This is a genomic window from Fictibacillus sp. Mic-4, from assembly GCF_049843615.1.
GTDB classification, from domain to species: Bacteria; Bacillota; Bacilli; order Bacillales; family Fictibacillaceae; genus Fictibacillus_A; species Fictibacillus_A gelatini.
The window spans coordinates 1-23,402 of record NZ_JBBHZM010000029.1 but is presented as its reverse complement, the minus strand read 5'-3'; the positions used below and the strand labels follow the sequence as shown (position 1 = coordinate 23,402).

19 protein-coding genes and 3 pseudogenes are annotated in these 23,402 nt (G+C 42.7%); 4 read left to right on the top strand and 18 right to left on the bottom strand.

The window, feature by feature from the left end; all coding sequences use genetic code 11:
* Nucleotide 1: 1 nt before the first annotated feature.
* The 3 genes from WD019_RS16415 to WD019_RS16405 form a co-directional block, all read right to left on the bottom strand.
* Nucleotides 2-883, bottom strand: a complete 882-nt coding sequence (locus tag WD019_RS16415; protein ID WP_425712190.1) for a carbohydrate ABC transporter permease — start codon at nucleotides 881-883, stop codon at nucleotides 2-4.
* 49 nt (nucleotides 884-932) lie between these two features.
* Nucleotides 933-2,219 carry an ABC transporter substrate-binding protein gene (locus tag WD019_RS16410; protein WP_425712189.1) on the bottom strand — a complete coding sequence of 429 codons (1,287 nt, stop codon included), beginning with the start codon at nucleotides 2,217-2,219 and terminating at the stop codon, nucleotides 933-935.
* A gap of 170 nt (nucleotides 2,220-2,389) precedes the next feature.
* Nucleotides 2,390-3,376 (bottom strand): SIS domain-containing protein, encoded by a 987-nt coding sequence (locus WD019_RS16405; protein ID WP_425712188.1) that lies wholly within the window; start codon nucleotides 3,374-3,376, stop codon nucleotides 2,390-2,392.
* A 344-nt stretch (nucleotides 3,377-3,720) separates the two neighbouring features.
* Here WD019_RS16405 and WD019_RS16400 point away from each other — a divergent pair, with 344 nt between their 5' ends.
* Nucleotides 3,721-5,022, top strand: coding sequence for a S8 family peptidase (locus tag WD019_RS16400; protein WP_026679526.1), 1,302 nt, complete (start codon nucleotides 3,721-3,723; stop codon nucleotides 5,020-5,022).
* A gap of 177 nt (nucleotides 5,023-5,199) precedes the next feature.
* Nucleotides 5,200-6,599: pseudogene (locus WD019_RS16395) on the top strand (amino acid permease).
* Between the two features lie 72 nt (nucleotides 6,600-6,671).
* Here the strand turns inward: WD019_RS16395 and WD019_RS16390 are convergent.
* From WD019_RS16390 to WD019_RS16355, 8 genes and pseudogenes are all read right to left on the bottom strand, one after another.
* Complete coding sequence (locus tag WD019_RS16390; RefSeq protein WP_425712187.1) at nucleotides 6,672-7,769, bottom strand: GerAB/ArcD/ProY family transporter; 1,098 nt, start codon at nucleotides 7,767-7,769, stop codon at nucleotides 6,672-6,674.
* Nucleotides 7,770-7,799: 30 nt separating this feature from the next.
* Nucleotides 7,800-9,020: a Ger(x)C family spore germination protein gene (locus WD019_RS16385; RefSeq protein WP_026679529.1), complete on the bottom strand. Its 1,221-nt coding sequence runs from the start codon at nucleotides 9,018-9,020 to the stop codon at nucleotides 7,800-7,802.
* Nucleotides 9,010-10,629 (bottom strand): spore germination protein, encoded by a 1,620-nt coding sequence (locus WD019_RS16380; protein ID WP_026679530.1) that lies wholly within the window; start codon nucleotides 10,627-10,629, stop codon nucleotides 9,010-9,012. Before WD019_RS16380 ends, WD019_RS16385 begins: the two co-directional genes overlap by 11 nt.
* Before the next feature lie 466 nt (nucleotides 10,630-11,095).
* A complete protein-coding gene (locus tag WD019_RS16375) occupies nucleotides 11,096-11,494 on the bottom strand; it encodes a hypothetical protein (protein ID WP_026679532.1) in 399 nt (132 codons plus the stop codon).
* A 213-nt stretch (nucleotides 11,495-11,707) separates the two neighbouring features.
* Nucleotides 11,708-11,947: a hypothetical protein gene (locus WD019_RS16370; protein ID WP_026679533.1), complete on the bottom strand. Its 240-nt coding sequence runs from the start codon at nucleotides 11,945-11,947 to the stop codon at nucleotides 11,708-11,710.
* Nucleotides 11,948-12,043: 96 nt separating this feature from the next.
* Nucleotides 12,044-13,570, bottom strand: a complete 1,527-nt coding sequence (locus WD019_RS16365; protein WP_035352074.1) for a glycosyltransferase family 2 protein — start codon at nucleotides 13,568-13,570, stop codon at nucleotides 12,044-12,046.
* Nucleotides 13,571-13,692: 122 nt separating this feature from the next.
* Nucleotides 13,693-14,925, bottom strand: a pseudogene (locus WD019_RS16360) (nucleotide sugar dehydrogenase); the annotation flags it as partial.
* Between the two features lie 450 nt (nucleotides 14,926-15,375).
* Nucleotides 15,376-16,458, bottom strand: a pseudogene (locus WD019_RS16355) (glycosyltransferase family 2 protein); the annotation flags it as partial.
* Between the two features lie 222 nt (nucleotides 16,459-16,680).
* Here WD019_RS16355 and WD019_RS16350 point away from each other — a divergent pair.
* Nucleotides 16,681-17,673 (top strand): WD40/YVTN/BNR-like repeat-containing protein, encoded by a 993-nt coding sequence (locus WD019_RS16350; RefSeq protein WP_425712186.1) that lies wholly within the window; start codon nucleotides 16,681-16,683, stop codon nucleotides 17,671-17,673.
* Between the two features lie 204 nt (nucleotides 17,674-17,877).
* On the opposite strand, the gene WD019_RS16345 is transcribed toward WD019_RS16350, so the two are convergent.
* The 3 genes from WD019_RS16345 to WD019_RS16335 all read right to left on the bottom strand — a co-directional run bounded on the left by WD019_RS16345 (nucleotide 17,878) and on the right by WD019_RS16335 (nucleotide 20,459).
* A complete protein-coding gene (locus WD019_RS16345) occupies nucleotides 17,878-18,654 on the bottom strand; it encodes a class I SAM-dependent methyltransferase (protein WP_425712185.1) in 777 nt (258 codons plus the stop codon).
* A gap of 147 nt (nucleotides 18,655-18,801) precedes the next feature.
* Nucleotides 18,802-20,064, bottom strand: a complete 1,263-nt coding sequence (locus tag WD019_RS16340; protein WP_425712184.1) for an alkaline phosphatase — start codon at nucleotides 20,062-20,064, stop codon at nucleotides 18,802-18,804.
* Nucleotides 20,065-20,183: 119 nt separating this feature from the next.
* Complete coding sequence (locus WD019_RS16335) at nucleotides 20,184-20,459, bottom strand: hypothetical protein (RefSeq protein ID WP_026679538.1); 276 nt, start codon at nucleotides 20,457-20,459, stop codon at nucleotides 20,184-20,186.
* A 134-nt stretch (nucleotides 20,460-20,593) separates the two neighbouring features.
* On the opposite strand from WD019_RS16335, the gene WD019_RS16330 reads away from it, so the two are divergent.
* Nucleotides 20,594-20,923, top strand: coding sequence for a DUF3870 domain-containing protein (locus WD019_RS16330; RefSeq protein WP_035352078.1), 330 nt, complete (start codon nucleotides 20,594-20,596; stop codon nucleotides 20,921-20,923).
* A 74-nt stretch (nucleotides 20,924-20,997) separates the two neighbouring features.
* On the opposite strand, the gene yhfH is transcribed toward WD019_RS16330, so the two are convergent.
* The 4 genes from yhfH to WD019_RS16310 all read right to left on the bottom strand — a co-directional run bounded on the left by yhfH (nucleotide 20,998) and on the right by WD019_RS16310 (nucleotide 23,050).
* The gene (yhfH, locus tag WD019_RS16325; protein ID WP_081412789.1) at nucleotides 20,998-21,126 is read right to left on the bottom strand and encodes a protein YhfH; all 129 of its coding nucleotides are present in this window, start codon (nucleotides 21,124-21,126) and stop codon (nucleotides 20,998-21,000) included.
* Between the two features lie 202 nt (nucleotides 21,127-21,328).
* Nucleotides 21,329-22,192 carry an AraC family transcriptional regulator gene (locus tag WD019_RS16320; protein WP_026679540.1) on the bottom strand — a complete coding sequence of 288 codons (864 nt, stop codon included), beginning with the start codon at nucleotides 22,190-22,192 and terminating at the stop codon, nucleotides 21,329-21,331.
* Nucleotides 22,193-22,368: 176 nt separating this feature from the next.
* Complete coding sequence (locus WD019_RS16315; RefSeq protein ID WP_026679541.1) at nucleotides 22,369-22,854, bottom strand: SRPBCC family protein; 486 nt, start codon at nucleotides 22,852-22,854, stop codon at nucleotides 22,369-22,371.
* A gap of 16 nt (nucleotides 22,855-22,870) precedes the next feature.
* Nucleotides 22,871-23,050, bottom strand: a complete 180-nt coding sequence (locus WD019_RS16310) for a hypothetical protein (RefSeq protein ID WP_425712183.1) — start codon at nucleotides 23,048-23,050, stop codon at nucleotides 22,871-22,873.
* Nucleotides 23,051-23,402 lie beyond the last annotated feature (352 nt).

The following is a 23,402-nucleotide window of genomic DNA, read 5'->3' as shown; positions in this document are numbered from 1 at the left end:
TTTATCCCTCCTTTCCCGTTTTGAACAGTTTCATTTGTATAAGGGAAACAACGAGCGTAATCGCTAGTATGACTGTCGCGATCGTCGAAGCATAGCCCATCATATCTTTAGAAAATGCCGTTTTATACAAGTACGTACTGAGCACTTCAGAAGCGTTACCGGGACCTCCTCCTGTTAAAATATAAGGTTCATTGAATACGGTAAAAGCTCCCGTTAAAGTAATAATGACAGCGACAAATGACATCTCCTTCGTTTGCGGAACCGTTACATGAAAAAACATCTTAATTTTATTGGCTCCGTCGATCTCTGCTGCTTCGTAAAGCTCATTTGGAATTTTCTGAATGGAGACGATATACAGCATGGCAATATAGCCGATCGACTGCCACTGGGAGACGGCAATGACGGCAAACATAGCGGTCTTGCTGTCGCCGAGCCATGCCATCGCCAGATGATCGAGCCCAATGGCGCGGAGCAATTGATTCAACAGCCCGACATCCGGATTATAAAAAAAAGTAAACAAAAGCGCGATCACGGTCATTGAGATGATGACGGGCAAAAAATAGACCGTCCGGAAAACCGGCGAGAACCGGCGTACGAGCTTATCCTCCAGGATCGCCGCAATGACAAGCGCGCCGAACACTTGAAAGATAATGGAGATAACAGCGTACCAGATGTTATTTTTTAATGCCTCGTAAAAAATCGGATCGCGAAATAATTGTAAATAGTTCTTCAATCCTACGAAAATTTTTTCAGGCGAAAACGCGTTCCAATCATAAAAACTAAAACCGATGTTTTGAATGATTGGAATATAGACAAATAGGATGAGAAAGAGAATTGCCGGAAAAAGATAGAGATAAGGAAGCAGTTTTCTGTTCTTCGACATTTATGGATCACCCCTTAATGGAGAAATAAGGTGGGAGACAGCCCCACCCTTATTGAGAAGATTCTCTGAGAGATGCGGCTGCCTTTCGGACATCTTTCATGATGCCTTTCGGCGATTTTTGCCCGTTTAGCATCATTTGCACCCCGTTGAGATACGCATCAACAATTTCAATGTCGACATCGGTATCAAACCATGGAACCATCTCTTTTGCATCTAAAATTTTATTCACCGCTTCGATTTGCTCAGGGGTTGCATTCGTTCGGTTTGTCGTTTCTTTTACCGCGCTGTATTTACCAACGTCTTTCACTAGTTTTTCACCCATTGGTTTCGACGTTAAAAACTCTAAAAATTTCATCGCTTCTTTCGGGTGTTTCGTTTTCGCTGAAATCATAAATCCTTCGGGAGCTCCTGTCAGAAAATCCTTGCTGCCTTTTTCTCCTGGAATGGATGGAAAATCAAAGAATCCTAACTTAAACTTAATGCCTGGCTCCACCAGCTTGATTTCCGCTGTTTCGGCATAAATGATAGCCGCTTTCCCGGCTGTGAAAAGCTGTCTTGCGTACTCGTGGTCAATTGAATTCGGATGGTCGTTAAAATATGGCACCAGCTCTTTGAATTTTTCCAGTGCTTCCGTATAGCCCGGATCCTTAAACTCCCCCGTTGCCCTGTTATAGTCTTTTTCACGCGTCTTTTCATCCACAAGCCTTTGATTTAACGTGCCGATATAATGTGAAATGGCCCAGGGAGCCTTGCTTCCAAAAGCGATCGGTGTATAGTGGTGCTTCTTCAATACTTTCGAAACGCTAATAAGCTCTTCCCATGTCCTCGGAGGCTGAATATTCAGTTTTTTAAAGATATTTTTATTATAGAAAAATGTTTTTCCATCCATTGTCCATGGCACGCCATATTGCTTTCCGTTAAACGTAAATGGGCTGATTTGTGACTGGACAAGTTGCGAAGACCATTTTGCATCTTCTTTATAGTAAGGCGTTAAATCTAACGCTTTGTTTCCTCGCACGAATTTGTCTGCAAATTCATCGCTCCAGGAAAAGTAAATGTCCGGCGGATTATTCGTTCCGAGCATTACTCTAATTTTTTCTTTGTACGAATCATTCAGGACGGCTTCCGTTTGAATATGGATTTTCGGGTTTTGTTTTTCAAACTCTTTGACTGCGTTATCAAAAAACGATTTTTCAGGATCTTTCGGCCAGCGATGGAAAAACTTTAGCGTCACTTCGCCATTTTTTTCGGACGGTGATTGCCCACCGGAACATCCTGCAATCAATGCGGAAACGGCGACGAGAAAAACAAGCAATATTCCGAATCTTTTTCGCATAAAGCATGGCACCCCTCTTTTTTTAAATGGATAAAAGAAAATTATATTATAACGTTATATAACATTATAATATAATTTTCAAAAAAAGATAGAAATTTTTAATAGATCAGCGCATTGACCTTGTCCAAAAAGGGACAAGTAAGGGATTCCCCTACTTTTCAACAACTCTATTAATATTCTACCTTCCACATATAACGTCTTTTACTAAGTGGATGATTGCGCTCATCCGCCAATCGGTCGGCATACTGCCTGAGCACTCGATTTAACACAAGCGGTGCGATATACCCTTTCACTTCCTCATCAATTCCTTCAAGATCAAATTCTTTCGCATCGAGAACTGTCAGCTTTTTGCCGTACCGCTCAGAGAAAGACAGCGCCCGTTCTTCAAGCGGCCTTGTCTCATCCAATCCTAATAGAATGATGAACGGCACTTTTTCATCAATGATCTCAAATGGACCATGGAAGTACTCGCCCGCGTGAATGGCATGCGAATGAATCCATTGCATTTCCATTAAAATGCAAATGCTAAAAGAATAGGCTACGCCATAGTTTGATCCGCTGGCCATCGTATAAATGATCGGCTCATCTTTATGTAACTCGCCAAATTGCCGGGCGCTGTCCTCTTCTTTTTTTAGCGCTTTGTCATAAACCGATTGTAAGTTTTCAAGGCTTGCCATTATTTTTGCCAGTTGGTCATTCTTTTCAGCCACTTGTAATAATCCGAACGTTAATTGATACATGATGCTGTAGTTTGTATTGATCGCTTTCGCTTCATCGCCCCACTCATATTTCACATAATAATCTGCATTTTTCGCGAGCGGCGACTGTGGCTCGTTCGTTAATGCTACTGTCATCGCCCCTTTATCTTTTGCGAATTTCGTCGCTTCCACCGTTTCAGGCGTTGTTCCTGAATGAGAGCACAAGATGACGAGCGACTCTTTGCCAAGGCCTTTCGGATTTCTATGAATGAATTCATTTGAACTATATAAATCAGATACAATTTGAACAGCTTCACGGTCCATGACATATTTGCTCGGATACATTAAAGCGGATGATCCTCCGCAAGCGACAAAAAACACATTTTTAATCGTGCGTTTTTTCAGTTCCTCTAAAACCTCTTGCACTTGACTATTGACGGCTACTTGAATATTGCTCATTTGGATGACTCCTCCTTTACTTTTATATAACATTACATAACAATCTATAATGTTATGTAATGTATTATATAACCGCAGTTCAGTCCCGTCAATTCGTTTTTTGAAAATTTTATGTTTTCTATCTCCTATTCCAGAAATAAACCTGGTATTTATTAAACAATTCAGAGGAACTATCGATCATTTTAGGGCGCTTTTCAATCTTTTTGCAGCAGATGTCAATCGTTTCAGGATGCTTTATAAATCTATCAATAGCCCTTTTTCCAACTATCAACTAAAGCCGTTACCTTCTACTCCCCGCCATCATAATCTATTACCAATTACTAGAATGCTAGGAGGTATTCATCATGTTTAGTTTTTCGGTCATCCAGTTAGCGCGTAAAATGAGCCATAAACTGGATCACGAGTTGCGCAAGAATTTAGTGGGACTCTATCATCCTTTTCGGAAAATCCCCTGTTTTCTTCATCGGCCATTTGAGATGGTTGCAAAAAGAATGAAAAAACTGCCGGTCATTATCGAATTTGAGCTAAATGAGGAGGCGTTTGCAAACGGGCTCTCCAGCCTTAAATCGCATAAAGGGAAAATCAAGCACGAATACCCGGCCATTTCTTGTTGTTCCGCACATCTTTCTATTAAAACATTAGAAAAAGTGCTAGAGAATTGCGAGCACATTAAAAAGATCCATTACGACCGCAAAATAAGTCTTTTGCTTGATAATGCAAGCGCATCCATTAAAGCTCCAGCCGTTAATGAATCCGGAATTACCGGCAAAGACGTTACCATTGCCATCGTTGATACAGGAATCTATCCCCATGAAGATCTTAAAGACCGCATCGTCGCGTTTAAAGATTTTGTGAATAATAAACAAGCGCCTTATGATGATAATGGCCATGGTACCCATTGCGCGGGGGATGCCGCGGGCAATGGGTCCTTATCCGATGGAAAATATAAAGGACCTGCCCCTGAGGCGAATCTTGTCGGCGTGAAAGTGCTCAATAAGATGGGATCCGGTTCGTTGTCGACCGTTATTGCAGGCGTAAACTGGTGTATAGAAAATAAAGAAACATACAACATCGATATTATTTCTATGTCACTAGGAAGTGAAGCTACACAATCGGCCAAGGACGACCCGGTCGTCAAAATCGTTGAAAAAGCGTGGGACAGTGGCATTGTCGTCTGTGTTGCTGCGGGCAACAGCGGGCCTGGACAAAAAACCATTTCAAGTCCCGGAACCAGTCCAAAAGTTATTACCGTTGGCGCCATGAAAGACAACAATACGAACGACAGGAAGGACGATGTTGTCGCCGATTTCTCAAGCCGTGGTCCTACCATCGACGGATTGGTCAAACCTGATTTGCTTACGCCAGGAGTTAATATTATTTCTACTCGTTCTCCCGGTTCTTTTTTAGACAAAACGAATTCTTCCAGCCGGGTCGGCAAGAATTACTTCTCGTTATCCGGAACGTCAATGGCCACCCCAATTTGTGCCGGTGCCGTGGCATTGATCATTCAAAACGATCGCGGACTGTCACCTGACGAAGTGAAGCAGAAACTGCTATCCGGCGCTGAAGATTGGGGATTGTCGCCGAACACGCAAGGGAAAGGCTATTTGGATATTCAAAAAGCTGTTGAAAGCAGCGGATCGTAACGCCATAGTTTGGACCAAGTAAAGGTAAGCACCTATTGAATAGGTAGCTTGCCTTTTTATTTGTAATGGTAAAATTTTTCTGAAATTTACCACTTTACTAAAAGTTTGGTTTTGGATAAAATATTCGTAGAAGATTTGACAAAAATCGACTATATTTTTTGCTACAGGAGGATTGGCATGAACTTATTTCGCAAAAAAACAATAGGAGGAAAAAATTCAGAAAGTTCGCTCAAAAAGGTACTAGGAGCAATGGACTTAACCATGCTCGGAGTCGGAGCAATCATTGGAACTGGAATTTTTGTCTTAACTGGAGTCGCTGCTGCAAAATATGCAGGACCTGCACTCATCCTTTCGTTTATAATTGCCGGTTTAGCCTGCGCATTTGCGGCGCTATGCTATTCTGAATTTGCCTCGATGATGCCGGAGTCTGGAAGCGCTTACACTTATAGTTATGTTGCTTTTGGCGAAATCGTAGCCTGGATTCTGGGCTGGGATTTAGTGCTGGAGTACGGCCTCGCGTCATCAGCTGTGGCCAGTGGCTGGTCCGGGTATTTCCAGGGGCTGTTATCAGGATTCGGGATTCATTTTCCGACTTTTCTGACAAGTGCGTTTGATCCGGCGAAAGGCACGATCATTGATTTGCCCGCTGTTCTCATCGTTTTACTGGTTACATTTATTCTTTCCAGAGGGGTTAAGGAGTCGGCCAAATTCAACGCTATTATGGTCATTATTAAAATCGCGGTCGTTCTTCTCTTTATTGCCGTTGGGGTTTGGTACGTCAAACCCGTGAACTGGGCTCCGTTTATGCCATTCGGCTTTTCCGGAGTGGCTACGGGAGCTGCGGTGGTCGTATTTGCCTACTTTGGCTTTGACGCCGTTTCTACGGCAGCTGAAGAAGTGAGGAATCCGCAGCGCAATTTGCCAATTGGCATTATATCGGCATTATCGATATGTACCATTTTATATATTATTGTTTCATTAATTCTTACAGGAATTGTTCCATTCCAAAAGCTAGGAGTGAAAGACCCGGTTGCATTTGCATTGCAGTTCATCCATCAGGATTGGGCGGAGGATTCATTTCACTCGGAGCCATTGTCGGAATTACAACGGTCCTTATCGTCATGATGTTCGGCCAGACCCGCTTGTTCTATTCTATCAGCAGGGATGGGCTACTCCCGAAGAGGCTTTCTAACGTCCATCCGAAAAGAAAGGTTCCGATGACGAGCACATGGGTAACCGGGCTATTGGTTTCTGCATTTGCCGGACTGGTTCCGCTTGATAAATTGGCCGAGTTGACGAACATTGGGACGTTATTCGCTTTCTCCGCCGTTTCTCTTGGCGTTGCTGTATTGCGCAAAACCCGTCCTGACATCAAACGCGGGTTTAAGACGCCATGGGTTCCCTTCATACCAGCCTTAGCCGTTATTTTCTGCGTCTATTTAATGTTCCAGCTACAGGCGTTTACATGGAAGGGATTCTTGATCTGGCTGGCACTCGGACTCATCATTTACTTTACGTATGGCTATAGGAACAGCCGGCTAAATGAAACCGGCCAAAAGAAAGAAAATGTTGTTTAAGGACAGTGCCGTTAGCCGGCGCTGTTTTTTTCATGCCCAAATAGGCTTTAGCAGAAAACCCGGCCATCTCCATCACCCTGTTTTTTTCCTATTTTTTAAAAAAGCGATAAAAAGAAGAAGCAACGGAATGATTACTTGAAACGGAAAATGCATTAAAATCGTAACAACCTGCAGCCCCTCTTTTAAGTGCTCAGCAAAATTGCTGGCAATCGCGAGCGATACAATTAAAACGACGAGTCCGATTGGATAAACAAGCTTCGAAGGCTTTTTAACGTTAAATAAGCTTGCCGCCCCTGAAACCGCTGCATATAAATATACGCCGATCTTGCAGAACCCGCCAATAATCAAGGCTAGCATAAAAAAAACATCAAGTCGTTCTAAAAAATCTGCTACCTGTATGCTCTGTATCGTTGAAAGAAGAGGAAATTGCGAACGTGAAGCAAGATCAACACCGAGTACGCTAATGTTAATGGCCATGGCAAGAGCTAAATTGATGCCGCTTAACCAGAGTGATGATATAGCCGTCACTCTCGCCTTTTTTGGATTATTTAAATAAGGCAAAATCGTCGTAAATGCAATCGCTTCTCCAAACGGAACATACAACGTTTGAGTAAATACGACTTTTATTACAGGCGAAATACCCTCTTCCAGCATTGGCTTTAAGTTATTGATGTCGATCAAACCCGATACGACAATTAGAATAAAGCCGGTTATGGCAAGCAAATAAATTAATACAAAAAGCAATTCCCCAGCCCGGGCCAATACTTCAATTCCCTTGCTTATTGTATAAACGATCGCCATCATCAATAATGCGTTCACGATGAACATCGGCGTATCCGGATAGGCGAAAGTCACCAGCATTTCCCCGAAATCCCGAAGCACCCGGGACGCGAGGTACGTAAAATAGAGAATGTATAATAAGGCAAGTGCCCTCCCTATCGCTTTTCCCATAATTTTTTGCATATAGATGGCCGGCGGAATGTTGGGGTAGTAATAATAAAGGCAGAGGTAAATTAAAAATAGGAAACAGCCGCCCGCCATTCCGAGGAGAATGGCCAGCCAGGCATCTTGCTTTACATCGATCGCAAGGGGAACCAATATCGCGCTACCTAGTTCAAACAATAATATGAGGACAAACAGCTGGTATGCGCTGAGTTTCGCCTTTTCCACCCTGTCACAACCTTTTTTAAGATCATTTAGCTATTTCCCGATATTAGAGCTATAAGGCTTGTTTCGTAAGCCCGTACGACGTACGAATGCTTCCACCTTGACGTTAACTTTTAATTTCGGGAAGTATTTGTCGTTCCAATCGAGTTTCATTTTTTTCCATTCATCCGGAGCGGAACGGTGAACCGCTTCGCCAAATCCGAAAATATCCGCTTTATTTTTCTGGGCAGCCTGAACAGCATCCTGTATCTCATGTTTGATTTCTTTTTTTAATACTTTTTCAATTTTTTTCAAGACACCCGGATCGGTTAAATTGACTGGAGCCCTTGCCTCGCCGATGTTTCCTTCTGCACGGACATGAATCGACATCCTGGGGTTGCCGTTTTTCATAGTGGCGGAGACGCTCGTTTTTTCGCGGATCACTTCATATGCAATGGCATCTTTTTTTTCTCTCCAATTGATGTTCACGTCCGTGGACTTGATTTTATTAAGAATCCATACAACTCCCCTGGCTCTTTTCCCGTTAAACCAATCGATTAGCTTTCCATCTTTAAAAACGCCAAGACCGTTAGTTTGCAAAATCGCTTCTGGAGATGAAACTTGGAGATTCTCCAGATTTTTCGCCTGCCTGGGATCCCCGTTTAACTGGATCCCAGTGATGACAGGCTCTTTTCCGTCAGAAACGAGCGACTTCATAACATCCTGAATGTTGGTGAAGATATTTTCCCCCCATCTATTTTCCGTCGTTTTTAATGTCTTGATGATTTTATTGGCCGGAATTTTATCGATGATTGTTAACGCCCTGCAAATATCCGCCGACTTCGTACCGCGAGCTATTACCAATGTCGCCGTATTTCGGAATTCAGGATCGCGATCAAACGCATCAAGAATGCTGTTGATTCCTTCTTTTTTGGCCAATTTTTCGCTAATAACAATAACGTTGGCATGTGCGTAATAGAGCCTTCTTGAGATTTTCGTAGACGCCCTCCGGCTTACTTCATCTAAATTGTCTCCAGTTGTGGAAAGAACAGAAACAGCCGTGCCCTGTCCGCCGCCTCCACCGGGTTGCTGGCTGCCAGCTACGTTTGATGGATTGACAATTTGCAACGTTCCAACATACCTTCCTTCTTTGTCTAGATCAATTCCAAAAGCTGCAATCAATGCCAGGTCGGTTAACTCCTTTTTGCTCCAGCATCCTGAAATGAGCGTAACGCCTATCATCATTAATAACATGACTATCCATTTACGAATCATCCCGATCACCTTTTTCAATCATGTTATTTACCATTCCACGGTTTTCAGGGGGGACTGGCCTTTGTCCCTTCCCCTCTCGAACATTATTTTTATTGCCGATCAATCTTGGTCTTTGCCTCAAGGTCCACCACGGCACCCGGACGACCGTATCTCCTGTATTTACTGGAATCAATGGAGCAAGCGGCGACATGTATGGAACGCCAAATGAACGTAGGCTGCACAAATGGACGATCAACATAATAAATCCGAGAATGATGCCATAAAAGCCAATCGTTGCTGCCGCGAGCATAAATAGAAACCGGACTAAACGGGCGGAGATCGCAATCGCAAATGATGGTGTGGCAAAACTGGCGATCGCCGTGATGGAGACAACAATCACCATGGCCGGTGAAACGATGCTAGCCTGCACCGCAGCCTGTCCGATAACAAGCGCCCCCACGATGGAGACCGCGGATCCAATGGCCCTAGGCATGCGAATTCCCGCCTCCCTTAAAATTTCAAGAGCCACTTCCATCATGAGAGCTTCAACAAGCGCCGGAAAAGGCACCGCTTCTCGCTGCGCTGCTATAGCGATGGCCAGCAACGTCGGGATCATCTCCTGATGGAATGTTGTAATCGCGACATATGAAGCGGGTCCGATCAAGGATATAAAAAAAACAAAAATTCGTAAAAATCGAATGGCCGTCGCTATATCATAACGAACATAATAATCATCGACAGACTGGAAAAATTGAATGAAAACCACTGGCACAAGCAGCACAAATGGAGTTCCGTCTACAAAAATCGCAACTCTTCCTTCCAGGAGATTTCCCGCGACCATATCGGGCCTTTCTGTATGGTAAAGAGTTGGAAAGGTTGTCATCGTCTGGTCTTCAATTAGCTGTTCAATATACCCCGACTCCAATATGCTGTCGATGTCAATACTAGTTAAACGTTTGCGCACTTCTTCGATGATTTCATCATTAGCGATTCCTTTTATATACATGATCGAAACATCAGTTTTCGTCACTTTGCCGATTTTAATTGACTCGAGCCATAAATTCGGGTTTTTTATGATTCGTCGCACCATGGCCGTATTGGTTCGGATCGATTCTGTAAAGCTAGATCTAGAACCGCGGACCGACAACTCGGTACTCGGTTCCAATATTGAGCGTTTTTCTCCGCCTTTCGTGCCAGCAATTATCGCTTCATTTGTTCCATCAATGATAATGATTGTTTCGCCCGACATTAATGAAACCAACAGCTCGTCCCATTTGTTTACCGTCTGGACGTTCCCGAGCGCAATTGTTTCTTCAGCAATGGTCTCTAGCACATTTTGCTTCGTCATTCGCTCTTTTAACGCACGATTATTCGTTATTGACTCAATTAAAAAATCATTGACCGATTCATCATTCACGATGCCTTCAACATAAACAATCGCCGCTTTGATTTCTGATTGAAAGCCAATGTTCAATATGCGGATAACTACATCCGTACTGTTTCCAGTCCTTTGTTTAATAATTTCAAGATTTCCAGCAAGCGTTTCACCCATGAACTGGGGCAATTTTTTGCTGTTTTTTTCGTCCTGATCATCCTTTTTTTCTTTCCGATTCTTGAAAAATGAAGGCATGGTCCATGATTTCCTTTCATCGGCTTTTATTTTCCATTTTCCCCTGCCAGTTATTGGAGTATACGAAATTTTTTATTCACTTCATAAATGAAAAATATCCCGGCTGCCTATTGGAATCCGGCATCAAGGCAAGTTTGTATAATACTGCAGCCTCTGAAAGGATAAAATAGACGGTGGAGAGTGATCAAAACATGAAAATTTTCGGCATTGCCATTTTGTTAATGGGATTATTAGCTGGCCTATCCCTTTGCATCGATATCCTGATGGGCTCTGACCTGATAACTTCCCTAAAAAATGCGTTAAGCCCCTTTCGTCTGATGGAACTTCCAGAATTAGTCCTTCTCTATTTTTTTATTTTTTTATTTCTAGTCAAGTCGGCAGTTTCACTATATCAAGGAAGAAAGAGCAAAACCAATTCCTAAATGCGAGAAAACCAATCGTTCAGCTGACGATTGGTTTTCTTATGTTACCAGATATATGGATATGCCGGGTAATAGTATGGAAATGGGAATAATGTGATTCCTGTAATTGATGCGAGCGGAAAAGTGGCGGGTTGATACCATTGATAGTAATACCACCATCTTCCACCGCCCCCCGGCCCCCAGGGTCCAACACCGAACGGACCAAAAAACCTTTGGTCTTCCGCCTCTTGCCTGCCCGGGTATTGTCCGCTTCCTCCATGGCCAGCTTGCTTTTTCGGGATAAGCATATACACATTTTGATCATCGACTTGATATATAATTCCATCCGTCTTTGTTCCATCTTGCATCGTTACGACCACATGGCAATACATATGCTGTTTGCAAAGCGAATGCACATGTCTCTCCCGTTCTTGTTCAACGTACTGTCCGTTTTGTTCACTCATCCACCATCACCCCTTTCTCCAACTATATTTATTTTTTATCAACAGATTTATGAATACCTGTTATGGGACGCTTGTCGTTCTGCACTACTCTTATTGTTGTTTTCCATCCATTCGTCAATTCAGTGCGGGTATCAATTATTTGGCGAAAGGTACAATTAAAAAGGTGTGCCAATATAAAGCACACCTTTTTCTGCAACATGACCAAGTTCGAGCTTAGAGGTAATGCGGAAAAGAAAGACTAACTAATTGACCTGATACACTTAAATCATCATTTAAGGTTGTATCTACACAGGCGACTAACGGCAAGACAATGGTAATGATTCCATCATGAAAGTCTATATCTATGCCGGAACATTGGTCGCCGCAATCTACGAATGTTTCAACACTATCATTGACCGTGTCGATGACAACCTTAAAACATATATCAAAACAATGTTGATTTGTGCAAGACATTGGTTTCCCCCCTTTATCCAACATACTATGTCGATTTTAAAAGGGAGAAACGGCATTTATATCAATCTATTTGCCTTTTTTATAATGGATAATAGTTTAGGAGGAGGATTTCTGACAGTGATTCGCCAGGTGGAAAAATGCTTCGATATGATCGCCGATAATTAGGGAGGTAGTTGGCGCTAATTCGCCTTTTTTCTTTGAAAAATGTTGACTTGGACGAGTTCGATTCATTTTATCCACTTCGATCCGATGAACATTCTGGACGATATGTCCGTTTAAAATGGCTTGAATTTGAGCGTAAACCGGTGTGGCGAGCGCTTCAAAGCCTATTTGTTCCACGCATTTTTTACTGAGTGCATGAGGAACCGCAACGGTAGAACCAGCCCCCAGATCCTTTCGTCCGCACGCCACATTGATCGCATATTTACAAGCTGTCACAATATGAAGCGGAGTGCGGCTAGTAAGATAATGATTTAAGTCATTGAGCGCTACATCGACTCCGCGTTCGACGGCGTGGACAAATGGAAACAGATCAACTGCAGGAATCACAAAATCTCCGTCCATAAAAAGCAAAATGTCACCGCTGGCAAAATAAGCCCCAACTGCTCTCCCCACATCATGGCCAAGTTTTTGCTTATAAACGATTACCGTTGCCCCGTATTGTCGTGCTACTTTTTCCGTTTTATCTGTTGAGCCATTTGCCACAACAATGATTTCAAACGGTTCTAATTTTCGGCATTCTTCTATAATAAAACCTATCACTTTCGCTTCATTTTGAGCGGGAATAATGATAGAGAGCCGGTTCTCCTCGTCATTCTCCGGTTGATGTCCCCAACCAGGAATGATGTTTGGTCCTGTCCTTACTCCATGAGACTTTAATCCTTCTACGATGTCCCGCCTTCTTCCTCCGTCAAAATGGCCGCCTCTTGGATCCCCCGACTGTTTGATCCAAAAAGAAATCGCCTCCAGATGGTAATCGATCATCCGTTTTTCGGAAATAGAACGTGCAGGACCGTTTGTTTCCGCCATCTTTTTTAAATACATTGAAACATCGCCGATTGGCAATTGATTGACGATTCTAAATGAGTACTGGATCATTTTAAAATAGGCAATGACCGGGTGGGCGAGATTATCTGCGTGAATCTTATCGACTACTTCTTTTGTCATCGCATAAGGAACGAATACAGTAGAGTCCATTTTCAAATCGGGGCGCCGAAAAAATTGGTTCGTCATTTGCGGGAAGACAACGGCTTCTTGAGGCTGCCCTTTTTTATAAAACCAATAATCCATTTTATTGATTGCCACGTCCGCTGTCCCTTCTATTAACGGTTGAAGAAATTTTTTTAATGTGCCTGCCGTAATCGCAACATCGGAAGGAACGAACAATAATATGTCTCCAGTAGCTTCTTTGGCGCCCAGTGCATGGCCTTTATGAGTTTCAAGATCATGGCAGGGAATAACCCGGCAGGCATATTTGGCTGCGGCCTTGATCGACTGTTCGCAAGCAGGATGGGCAACGACAATGATTTCATAAGGGGAAAGCTGACGGCAAGACTGAAGGGCCCGTTCAAATGCCGGTCTATCATCACAAACGGAAATAATTATAGATTGCTTTTTATCCAATTCTATACTCCTTTCTTATAATGAAAATGTCTAGGAAAACATTTTCTTAAATGCATAAACTTGCAAGCTGCTAATTTTCATGTAAAAAAATGCCTTCATTTTCTATGAAATGAAGGCAAAGGTTAACTGCGTTGTCTTTTTGCTAACACCCCGCGTGTATCGATGATCTTCTTTGCCCCTGAAAGGAGTTCATAATCAACGCCAGAGTGATCGGTCAGTATAAGGACAAGATCGAATACATTGAGTGTCATTTCAGACAATGGAATGGACTGATGGATGTTGCCGTCCAGCACAACTGATGGAATGTATGGATCATGATAGCAGACATTATAGTTTTCCGCTAAAAGCGTTTTGAATATTTTCAATGCAGGGGACTCTCGCACATCATTTACGTCTTTTTTATAAGTAAGTCCGATCACCAGTATATTCTTTTCATCCTCCTCAAGTGCATTTTTCACACGCTCTGCTACTTCTTTTGGCATATTGTCGTTAATTTCGCAAGCCGACTGAATCAGCTGGCTTGTAAGGCCATGTTGCCCGAGCTTCCATTGGAGATAGAGCGGGTCAACCGGTATACAATGACCACCGATGCCAGGACCCGGCCAATACGGCGTAAATCCAAAAGGCTTTGTCGAAGCAGCCTGTAATGATTCATAAAAATCAATGTTAAGCTTCCGGCATAATGTATCGATTTCGTTAACGAGCGAAATATTAACAAGTCGCTGGACATTCTCAAAAATTTTCGCTAATTCGGCGATTTTCGGCGAACTGACGGGCACGAGCTGATCAAAGATCGTTCCGTAAAACGACTTGATCTTTTCTAAACATTGCTTCGTCTGGCCGCTCACAATTTTTGGAATGGACTTTAACGTAAAGTTTTTATTGGCGGGATCAATTCTTTCCGGCGAATAACATAGAAAAAAATCTTCCCCGACTTTCATGCCTTTTTTGGACAAAATGGGCAAAATCACATCTTCCATCGTTCCAGGATAAGTCGAGCTTTCATAAATCAATGTTTGTCCATTTTGGAGATGCTTTTCGATAAAATGGGTAGCCGAAACCATCGCTTCTAAATCCGGCTCGCCCTTTTCATTAATCGGTGTAGGAACGGTGATGATAATATAGGATGCTTGTTTTACTGATTCGCTTCCGTTTTCAGGAAGCATCGCTTTGAAACGTCCATTCATTCGTTCGGCGACTGTTGAATCAGAAACGTCGGGAATATAGCTTTTCCCCTTTTGGAGACTTTCAATTTTTCGAGGATCCATATCGATTCCGGCCACTTCGTAATTTTCACTGGCGATATGAAGGGCAAGCGGGAGACCAACATAGCCGAGGCCGATAACAGCGACCTTTTTTCGTTCAGCAGAATGATGATTTTCAAGGAACTCCCATTTTCTTTTTCCGTCCGTATATCCACATCGGTCATTTATGACATGAAAAAGATGGCTAAACGCTTCGACATGATCCCCAAGAATCCGATCCGTAGATGCCACCCGGCCTTTCACACGGATATGTTCTTTGCGCAGGCGGTTCGGCTTGACAACATCAACGTAATGTACGGGCTTCACGTTGAACCCTTCTAATAGGGCTTTCGCCTGGAATAGCGGAGGGTTCATTAAATAATCAAAACCTATCCTTTCAATTACGTTTCGGCGGATCGCATGCGGCACAGCGGTTAAAGAGTTCATCGTTAAATCGGGGCGCTTCAAGGCGCTATTTAACAAATATTTGGCAGCACTGACTGCATGAAGCGGCTGGTATAGGTCAAGTAAACATTCCAGGTCATTCAGCGCCACATCGACGCCATCCTCCGCCGCTTTTAAAAATGGAACGAGATCCTCAGCTTTAACGATAAAATCGCTGTCTATAAAGAGGCAAATTTCGCCCGTGCTGTGCATCGCCCCAATGGCCCGCGGGATGTTATGGCCGAGTGGATCTTTAAATTCGACAATTTCAGCTCCCGCATCCATGGCTCGTTGTTTCGTCTGTTTATCTGCCCCATTTAATACGACAATGATTTCATCTACTCCTGCTTTCTTCACCTCATCAATAACGCCTTTAATTGTATCAGGCTCCTTGCCAGCCGGTATTATGGCGCTGAATTTCGCTTTCTTGTCACGCGGCTTGGAGGGTTGGGGATAATGGTGGAGAAAGGATCGGTTCCGGTTTCCGTCAGTCAGCCCTCCGCGCGGCCCTCTTTCAGCAATAAGCCTGGATATGGCCTGAAGATGGTCACCTATAATGACACTTGTTGAAAATGAAAACGGCGATCCTTCCATTTTCCCATGATGATTTGGGCGGATTTTATTTGTGCCGATGACATCAACGGAAGCTGGAGCGACGATTTTAAGTTGATTTAAGACCGCCATGGAATAGGCAAGTGGAGGACAAGCAAGAGCCCGCCAGCCGATTTTCTCCAATGCCGTTTTCTTGATCGCATGTGGAATAGCTACCATCGATCCAATTGACAGATCCCCCCTGCCAAGCATATGGTTAACGGCAAACTTGGCGACAGCGGTTGGATGCGGGCGAATTTTCCGTTTAAGCGTCCAATCTAAATCATTTAGTGCGATATCCCATCCTTCTTCAATGGCTTTTATAAAAGGAATGAGCTGTTGATGCCCAATCACAATGTCCCCATCTACAAATAGAAGAATATCACCCTTTGCTGCTTTTGCGCCAATAGCCCTGCCGACATCAATTCCAAGAGGCTCTTTAAAATAAACTATGTTACATCCATAGTTTTCGGCAATTTCCCTGGAGCGATCTGTCGAACCATTAACAACGACGACGATTTCATAAGGCGCTAACTGTTGCAATTCTTCTAAAACAGGGGCGAGAGTGGCTTCTTCGTTTTGAACCGGAATGATGATAGATACGTTCATTTGCTTCTCTCCCTTCGATTTTCATTGAGTGTTTTTATCAGTCTATTGATCTTCTTCACTCAAGTAATACTAATGTATACAGTGAGAGAAGGTTCGTGCTCGGACAGAAATACAATCTAGTGAAAATGGTTATTTGATGCTAGTTTCACCGTGATAAATACTAGAAGAATCATTCTTTCATTTTGCATAACATGATGAAAAGAAATTTTATGAGGTGAGGAAATGGCACAGATACATTTACAATGCATACAAATGAGGAGCAATAAAGCCGGTTGGCTGGGAGCGAAAAATGAAGAAAATGAAGGAATGGAGATTTTTTATACCGAAGATGGCGCCTCGAATTGGAAAAACGTGACACCCGAACATTCGATGATTCGATTAATGTTTTTTTTCGGGCTGGAGACTGCCTATTTATTTGGCTATGTTTCGGTAGAGGGAATTTTATCGCCGACTGTATTTTTTACACACAATAAAGGGAAAAGCTGGGGGCATTCTCTTCTCCCAATCGAAGAAGATGGAAGACCATTGAGCGCTTTCATCGATTTTAGCTGCAAAAAAAATGGCTGGCTTCTGGCTTCAAGTGATCCTTTCTCTACTATATTGTACAGAACCCGGAATGGCGGCAAAACATGGGCAAAAGTTGGACATGTCCCGATTGCGGGTGTCCCGGTTGGAATTCGATTCATCAATGAAATGGACGGCTGGGTAGCTGTAAAAGCTCAGAGCAATCGCTCGTGCTTATATAAGACGAACAATGGGGGAAAGAACTGGAGATTGGTGAACTTGCCATTTCCATCAGAAGAGACTTCCCCGGCGCAGGCGATGACCTGTTTCAAACCGGTCTCTTTAGATGATCTGCTTATCGTTCCTGTCATGACGGATGATGGTTCAACAAAGTCGCTGATGTTCTTTACTTCTCATAATCTTGGACAAACATGGAAGGCTTCAAACGAGATTCCTTTTACTGGCGGAGGCGCTCTTTCATTTATTGATGCACACCACGGCCGGGCGATTGATGCAGAGGCCGGAGCCGTCTATAAGAGCAAGAAGGAGTTCAAAAAGTGGGAGATTTGGACGCAAGCGGATCTTCTCAAAGGGACGCGCTGCCTCCATTTTACAGATCCACACAATGGATGGGCATGCTCGAAGAAATCCATTCTTCATACAAAAAACAGGGGGAAGAGTTGGGAGGAAATTCAATTTACCATCCATTAATTATAGGGGAAACTTCCCTCGGGCTGCCGGTGACGTGATCGGCAGCCTTTTCATGAATCAAAAACGATGTTCGTCTGTTTCAATCCAAACCTATCAAAATCTGAATCTATCTATCCTTTAAAAAATCCTTTTTTGATAGATGTAGAATAAACGACAGATGGCAGGCATCTGTCGTTTTAAGCGTAGATAAATTAAACGATTCGATTATTTTACCGCATGCCAGATTGTCCATCGGTCTTTTTCAACAATTGGTTCTCCCGGCTTAAAATTCTGCCTTTTAATGTACACTGCAAGTTCTTCAAGTTGGCGATCCGTTAGTTCGTGCAAAATTGAACGGCCGGTTCGGTTCATGAGATCTCTGACTAATTCCTCTATGTCATTATAAGTTTTTCTAACTTCCCAAAGTTTGTATTCTTTGCAAACTTTGAACCCTGCTTCTTGCAATGCATCGCGTACTTTCTCGCTTGAATGTCTTCTTGATGTTTCTTTACGGATCAAAGGAGGGAACTTTTCAAGAAAATAACCTCTGATGTGGGATTTACTTCCTTCCACCAAGCAATCTTCAGGTGTTCGGTCTTGAATGATGCATATGCCACCAGGTTTTAAAACGCGGTAAATTTCATTGGCGCACAAAGTTAAATCTTTGATGTGATGGATGACGGCTCTTTCTAGGACAATGTCAAACCGGCCATTTTCCAATTTTGTATCCAATGCATCGCCCAATCGAAAGTCGATATTCGAATATTCCCTGCAGTTCTCTTTCGCCGATAATAGTTGCTGTTTAGAAAAATCCACCCCTGTAACCGATGAGGCCCCCATCATGGCAAGCGCCTTCGTATAGATTCCGCCGCCGCAGCCAATGTCCAAAACTTTTTTGCCTTTAACATCACATAAATCATTAATTTTTTTTACCCAAGTTGGATCCGCTGCCCTTGTCGAATAGCTTGAACGATTTTCCCTGCTATGAAAATCGATGGCCATATGAATCGCCTTCTTTCATTTCATCTATTTTCATTTTAACCAAATCCTTTACATAATTAAATGTTTTTTACTTTATGATTATTGATAACTTTTTCTTATGAAATTATAAAAACGACCACCCGCTCAATTGGGTGGCCGTCTGCATCATTATTTCTTTAATCCCATCGTTTTTTTCAGCGCATTGAAAATATGGGTATTTTCATATATGCCTTCAAATTGTTTGGCACCGGCGCCAGTCGCCGTTAAAGGCACAGTTACTCCGCCATGGTCCGTCGTCGTCCAGTCAATCGTGAACTGATTCGTGCTGTTAGCTACTTTGAACGGCCCGTCTTCTTTCGAAATTCCATCGCCGGATTCATCTTTCCCGCTTACTTCTTCAATCGTGAGACCGCCGCACTCATGGTCGGCCACGACAAGGACTAACGTATCTGGATGTTTTTTTGCATATTTTTTCGCAACTTCCACGGACTGATCTAGTTGCCTGCCCGCTTTAATCATTTTCTCCGCATTGTTTTCATGGGACATTTCGTCGATTCCTTCTTCCTCTACCATTAAAAAGAATCCTTTTTTATTCGCTGAAAGCGTGTCGATGGCTTTTTTCGTCATTTCCGGCAGCGGCACGACAGGGTCGTATACGTCTCCCTCGCCTTCTGGCCGTTGTTCAAACATTTCTTCATTCGCAAAAAGTCCTAAAAGTTTTTTGCTGTTCGTTTTCTCTAGTTCCTCTTTATTCGTCACATATTGATAGCCCAGTTTTTGCGCTTTTTTTACTAGATTGCCCTCTGTTCCTTTACTTTGCTCGGATTCATCTTTTGCCGAATGGTCTTCAAATTTGCCCGGTTCGCCAGCCGGGTACCAATAATCTTCTCCTCCGCCAAGAAGCACATCCACTTTGCTCTTTTCAATGTATTGTTTGGCAATATCGCTCTGCTTCTTGCGATCGGTTACATGGGCGCCAAACGCGGCCGGCGTGGCATCTGTGATCTGGCTCGTTGTCACCAGACCCGTTGACTTGCCTGCATCATGTGCCATCTCAAGAATTGTCTTTACTGATTTTTTATTCGGATCCACTCCGATGGCTCCGTTATATGTCTTGACACCAGAAGCCATCGCTGTTGCAGCGGCTGCTGAATCCGTCACGGCGGATGTAGAGCTTGTATGGACGATTCCGGCATACGGCATATCGTCCATTGCAAGTTTTCCTTTTTGTCCAACAGTAGCAAGCCGGATCGCTTCACGGTGAGCCGCCCCCATTCCATCTCCTACAAAGAGAATGACATTTTTCGCCTTTTCAGGATGATGAAATTTTGCTTTGTTCGGTCCGTGGGCATCGGTAATCTGGCTCAATCCAAGCCCTGCAATTGCCGCAAGAGATAATACAGCACCCGCCATTGCTTTCTTCTTAACCACTCGTACCACTCCACTCCTTAAGATTTTTTCTTTCTACCATCACTATAAAAGAGTTTTATTAAGGCCAGGTTGAGTGATTGTAAAGGATCATTTAAAAAACACCTCTGGAATGAAGGTGATTATTTCCACGTCAAGCTTGTAAGTAACTGATGCTTAAATAGGCTTACTAGAAAATCTACATAGAAATCTTTCCTGACGATCATTTGATATTCGTGGTCCGGATAAGGATAAAACAACACGTCCGTATATGTATCGTTTTTATCAAAAAAATCGCGGATTTCGTGCAGCTTTCTGACAACCTCTTCTGTTTTCGCTTTCATAAAAAATTCAAAATCATCCCCGTTCATTTGCTCTTTAATGGAAAGATCATTTTGGTCATACTCATAAGCGATCATTATTTCTGCCTCCCAAATTTTACTTACTTCCTTTATAACGCAATCAAGCCTGCTTTACAAATTCATTTCCTTTTCACAGGGACTGTAGTAGAGTTAAATTAAAACAACGCTGATAGATCAGGAGGGGCTTAGGAATGAAAAGAACGGTCATGCTGGCGGGACATGCGAAGCTTCCACAGGGGATGGCGGCAAGCGACGTTTATCATACGTTAACGGTTACGCTCGAGGCAGATTTAAAATATTGGGTCATTATCGATGCTTCTTGTACACTCGCAACTGGGCACGCCCAGGATTTTCTCGGGCAGCTGCTGAAAGGGCATAGTTTACTTGATGGTGTCGAACCGATTGTGGAGGCAATTGGGAGCCATTATTACGGCAAGGCTCAATCCGCATTAATTGCCGCCATTAAAGATGCTTATAAACAGTACGTTTATATTAAAGAGCAATCCGGATCTTTTTTATAAAAAACAAGCCCTGTTTATTCATCTTCTGAATAACAGGGCCATCATAAATATTCTTCTACTTTCATCTGTTTCTCCTATTCTTCGTGTTTTCTCATGCAATGCTCGCATTCGTAAATGTATGATTCATGTTGCTCTTCGATCTCACACCCACATTCCCGACAAACTTTCTTTGGCAAGTTACGGTAAAATTCCAATGTCACCATGTTTGATTCCTCCTCTGTTTCGTTGTTGCACTCATTGTACTATAACAACTTTGACAATTCAATACCTGTTACACTATTTTTTAAAAAAAATTTAGAAAACTTGATTTTTAGCAGCGTAGATCAAATCAAAGGCTGAACTCAAGCCCTATAACCAAAGCACAAAAAGGCGAATCAGATCAAGCTGGTTCACCTTTTGTACGGACTATTTATTTTTTATGGGGATATAAATTGTCATTACCACACGCTGTTGCTCCATGCTTTTTGTAAGATCGGTTATTTCAAAATCAGGGCCTTCCCTTCTTTCATACTGGCTATTCGGCAGCCATACTCCATAAATATAGTCCCTGATGGAAGGCACTTCATCCGTATTCGGAAAGGTTGCATATAATCCGGCCGGCAATTCCACAATAGTGAATCCTTCCACAGTTACTCTGGTATCTCGGTCGACCTCCCCTCCTATTACAAAAGAGAATTCTCCCTCATCCTGGAAACGGCATGCGACGCCATACGCTTGATCGGGGGTTTTATCAGGAACTTTCAAATAATGCTCATTTACTCTAAAATCTTCATAAAAACCCGGGATCTCTTTATAATGCCGGCCATCGTTCAAGTTGGTTTTATATTCGCATCCGTAAATGTGTCTAGTTTCCAATTCTTTAAAAACTGGTTTAGGAATCATCAAATCATCTCCTTTTCGTTTATTGAAATCTAAAAAATTCAATTTGTTTTGAAATGAAATGCACCCGGGATTTTTTCTATACTTCGCCGGAGTGATTCCAAAAAGATCTGTAAATGCACGGGTAAACGCTTCCTGTGACTGATATTGATAATCAAAAGCGATATCAATGATTCTTTCATCGGATTGTGCCAGGCGTTTCGCCGCCTCGCTTAACCGCCTTTTTCGAATATAACCTTGCGTGGAAAACCCGCTGATCGCTTGGAACAATCGTTGAAAATAAAAGGGAGAAAATCCTGCTTCCAGAGCGATTTCTTGAATGGCCAACGGTTCTTTCAACTTTTCTTCGATCAAATCCACTCCCGCTTGAATGCGTTTATAATAATCCAAAATGTTCACCGTCCTTGTTTTCATCATACATTACGATTTAGCCTCTTTTTTGATTTTTTGTGCTATTGGCTAATTTTTCATTTCAAATCCGTCGTTTTTGGAAAAGGAAAAGGGCTGTCCAGAAAGTCATTGAAACGTGACTTTTTGTGACAGCCCCTTGCAGTGTGTAGCAGAAGTTAGTTTTGAATCCGATTTATTGTCATTACATACTTTTTGTGCCATTCTTCCCATTCACCTTTTGGAAAGTCCATTACATGACCATTGAGCAAAGCCTTCAAAACATCCAGGCAAACATGCCAACCTGCTAAATCTTTTGGAGTATGGTCAGTTAATGTGCCGATCCATTCATTCAAAACGAGCAGGCATCCGTCTGGTTTTTCCGATAGTTCAAAGCGAACCCGATCTGCACCCCAGATGAATTCGAGGACAGATAAGGGCTTGAAATCCAAAATTTCCATATCAATTAATGTTCCCGACCCATCTTTCATATCAAAGTGAATGGTTCCTCCCTTTCGAAGATCCTTCACTTGCAGATTCGGCATCCATTTTTCCAGTATTTCATTCTCCGTTAAAGCTGCCCAAACTTGTTCGACCGGATGCTCGAATAGCCGTTCAAAGCGGGCAATATACCCATCTTCAACTTTTTCAATTGTTGCTAGCATTTTCATCTTCCTCCTTTTAAGAAAGCTTGCCAACGATCGGTATTACCTCTTTAGCATCTCCATTATCCGTCACAAACTGATACTCCTTTTTCGATAAAAAACTTAAGATTCCTTCAATCGTTTTCAATTCGTTTCCTGGTTGACCATATATCGGATGAAGCAAAATGACCGATCCGGGTTTCACCTGTTGATTCACGTCATCGACCTTGTCGGCAACTGAAGAATAAAAAGTCCTTCACGCGATTGTTTTCATATAGGAGTACATCAAGCTTATTGCTATGGGCGGCCGAAAGTCGCACTCTCTTTTATCGCCTGTTTTGGATCAAGTCATTCGTCTTTTTCATTTCACTCTTTCCTGACGAAAATGACAAATTGCTAATAACCCATTTGAATAGTGCCAGAGCCCAATTACCTTCTATTGTATTGAAAATATGAAAATAGTTCTACATCAGGGCTTCTTGTAAATGTTCTATCCTGAAAATAAATTATGGTCCGTGCAGATTCTCTCGTAAAAAAGGCAATACCAAACTAACCTGGATAAATTCCAC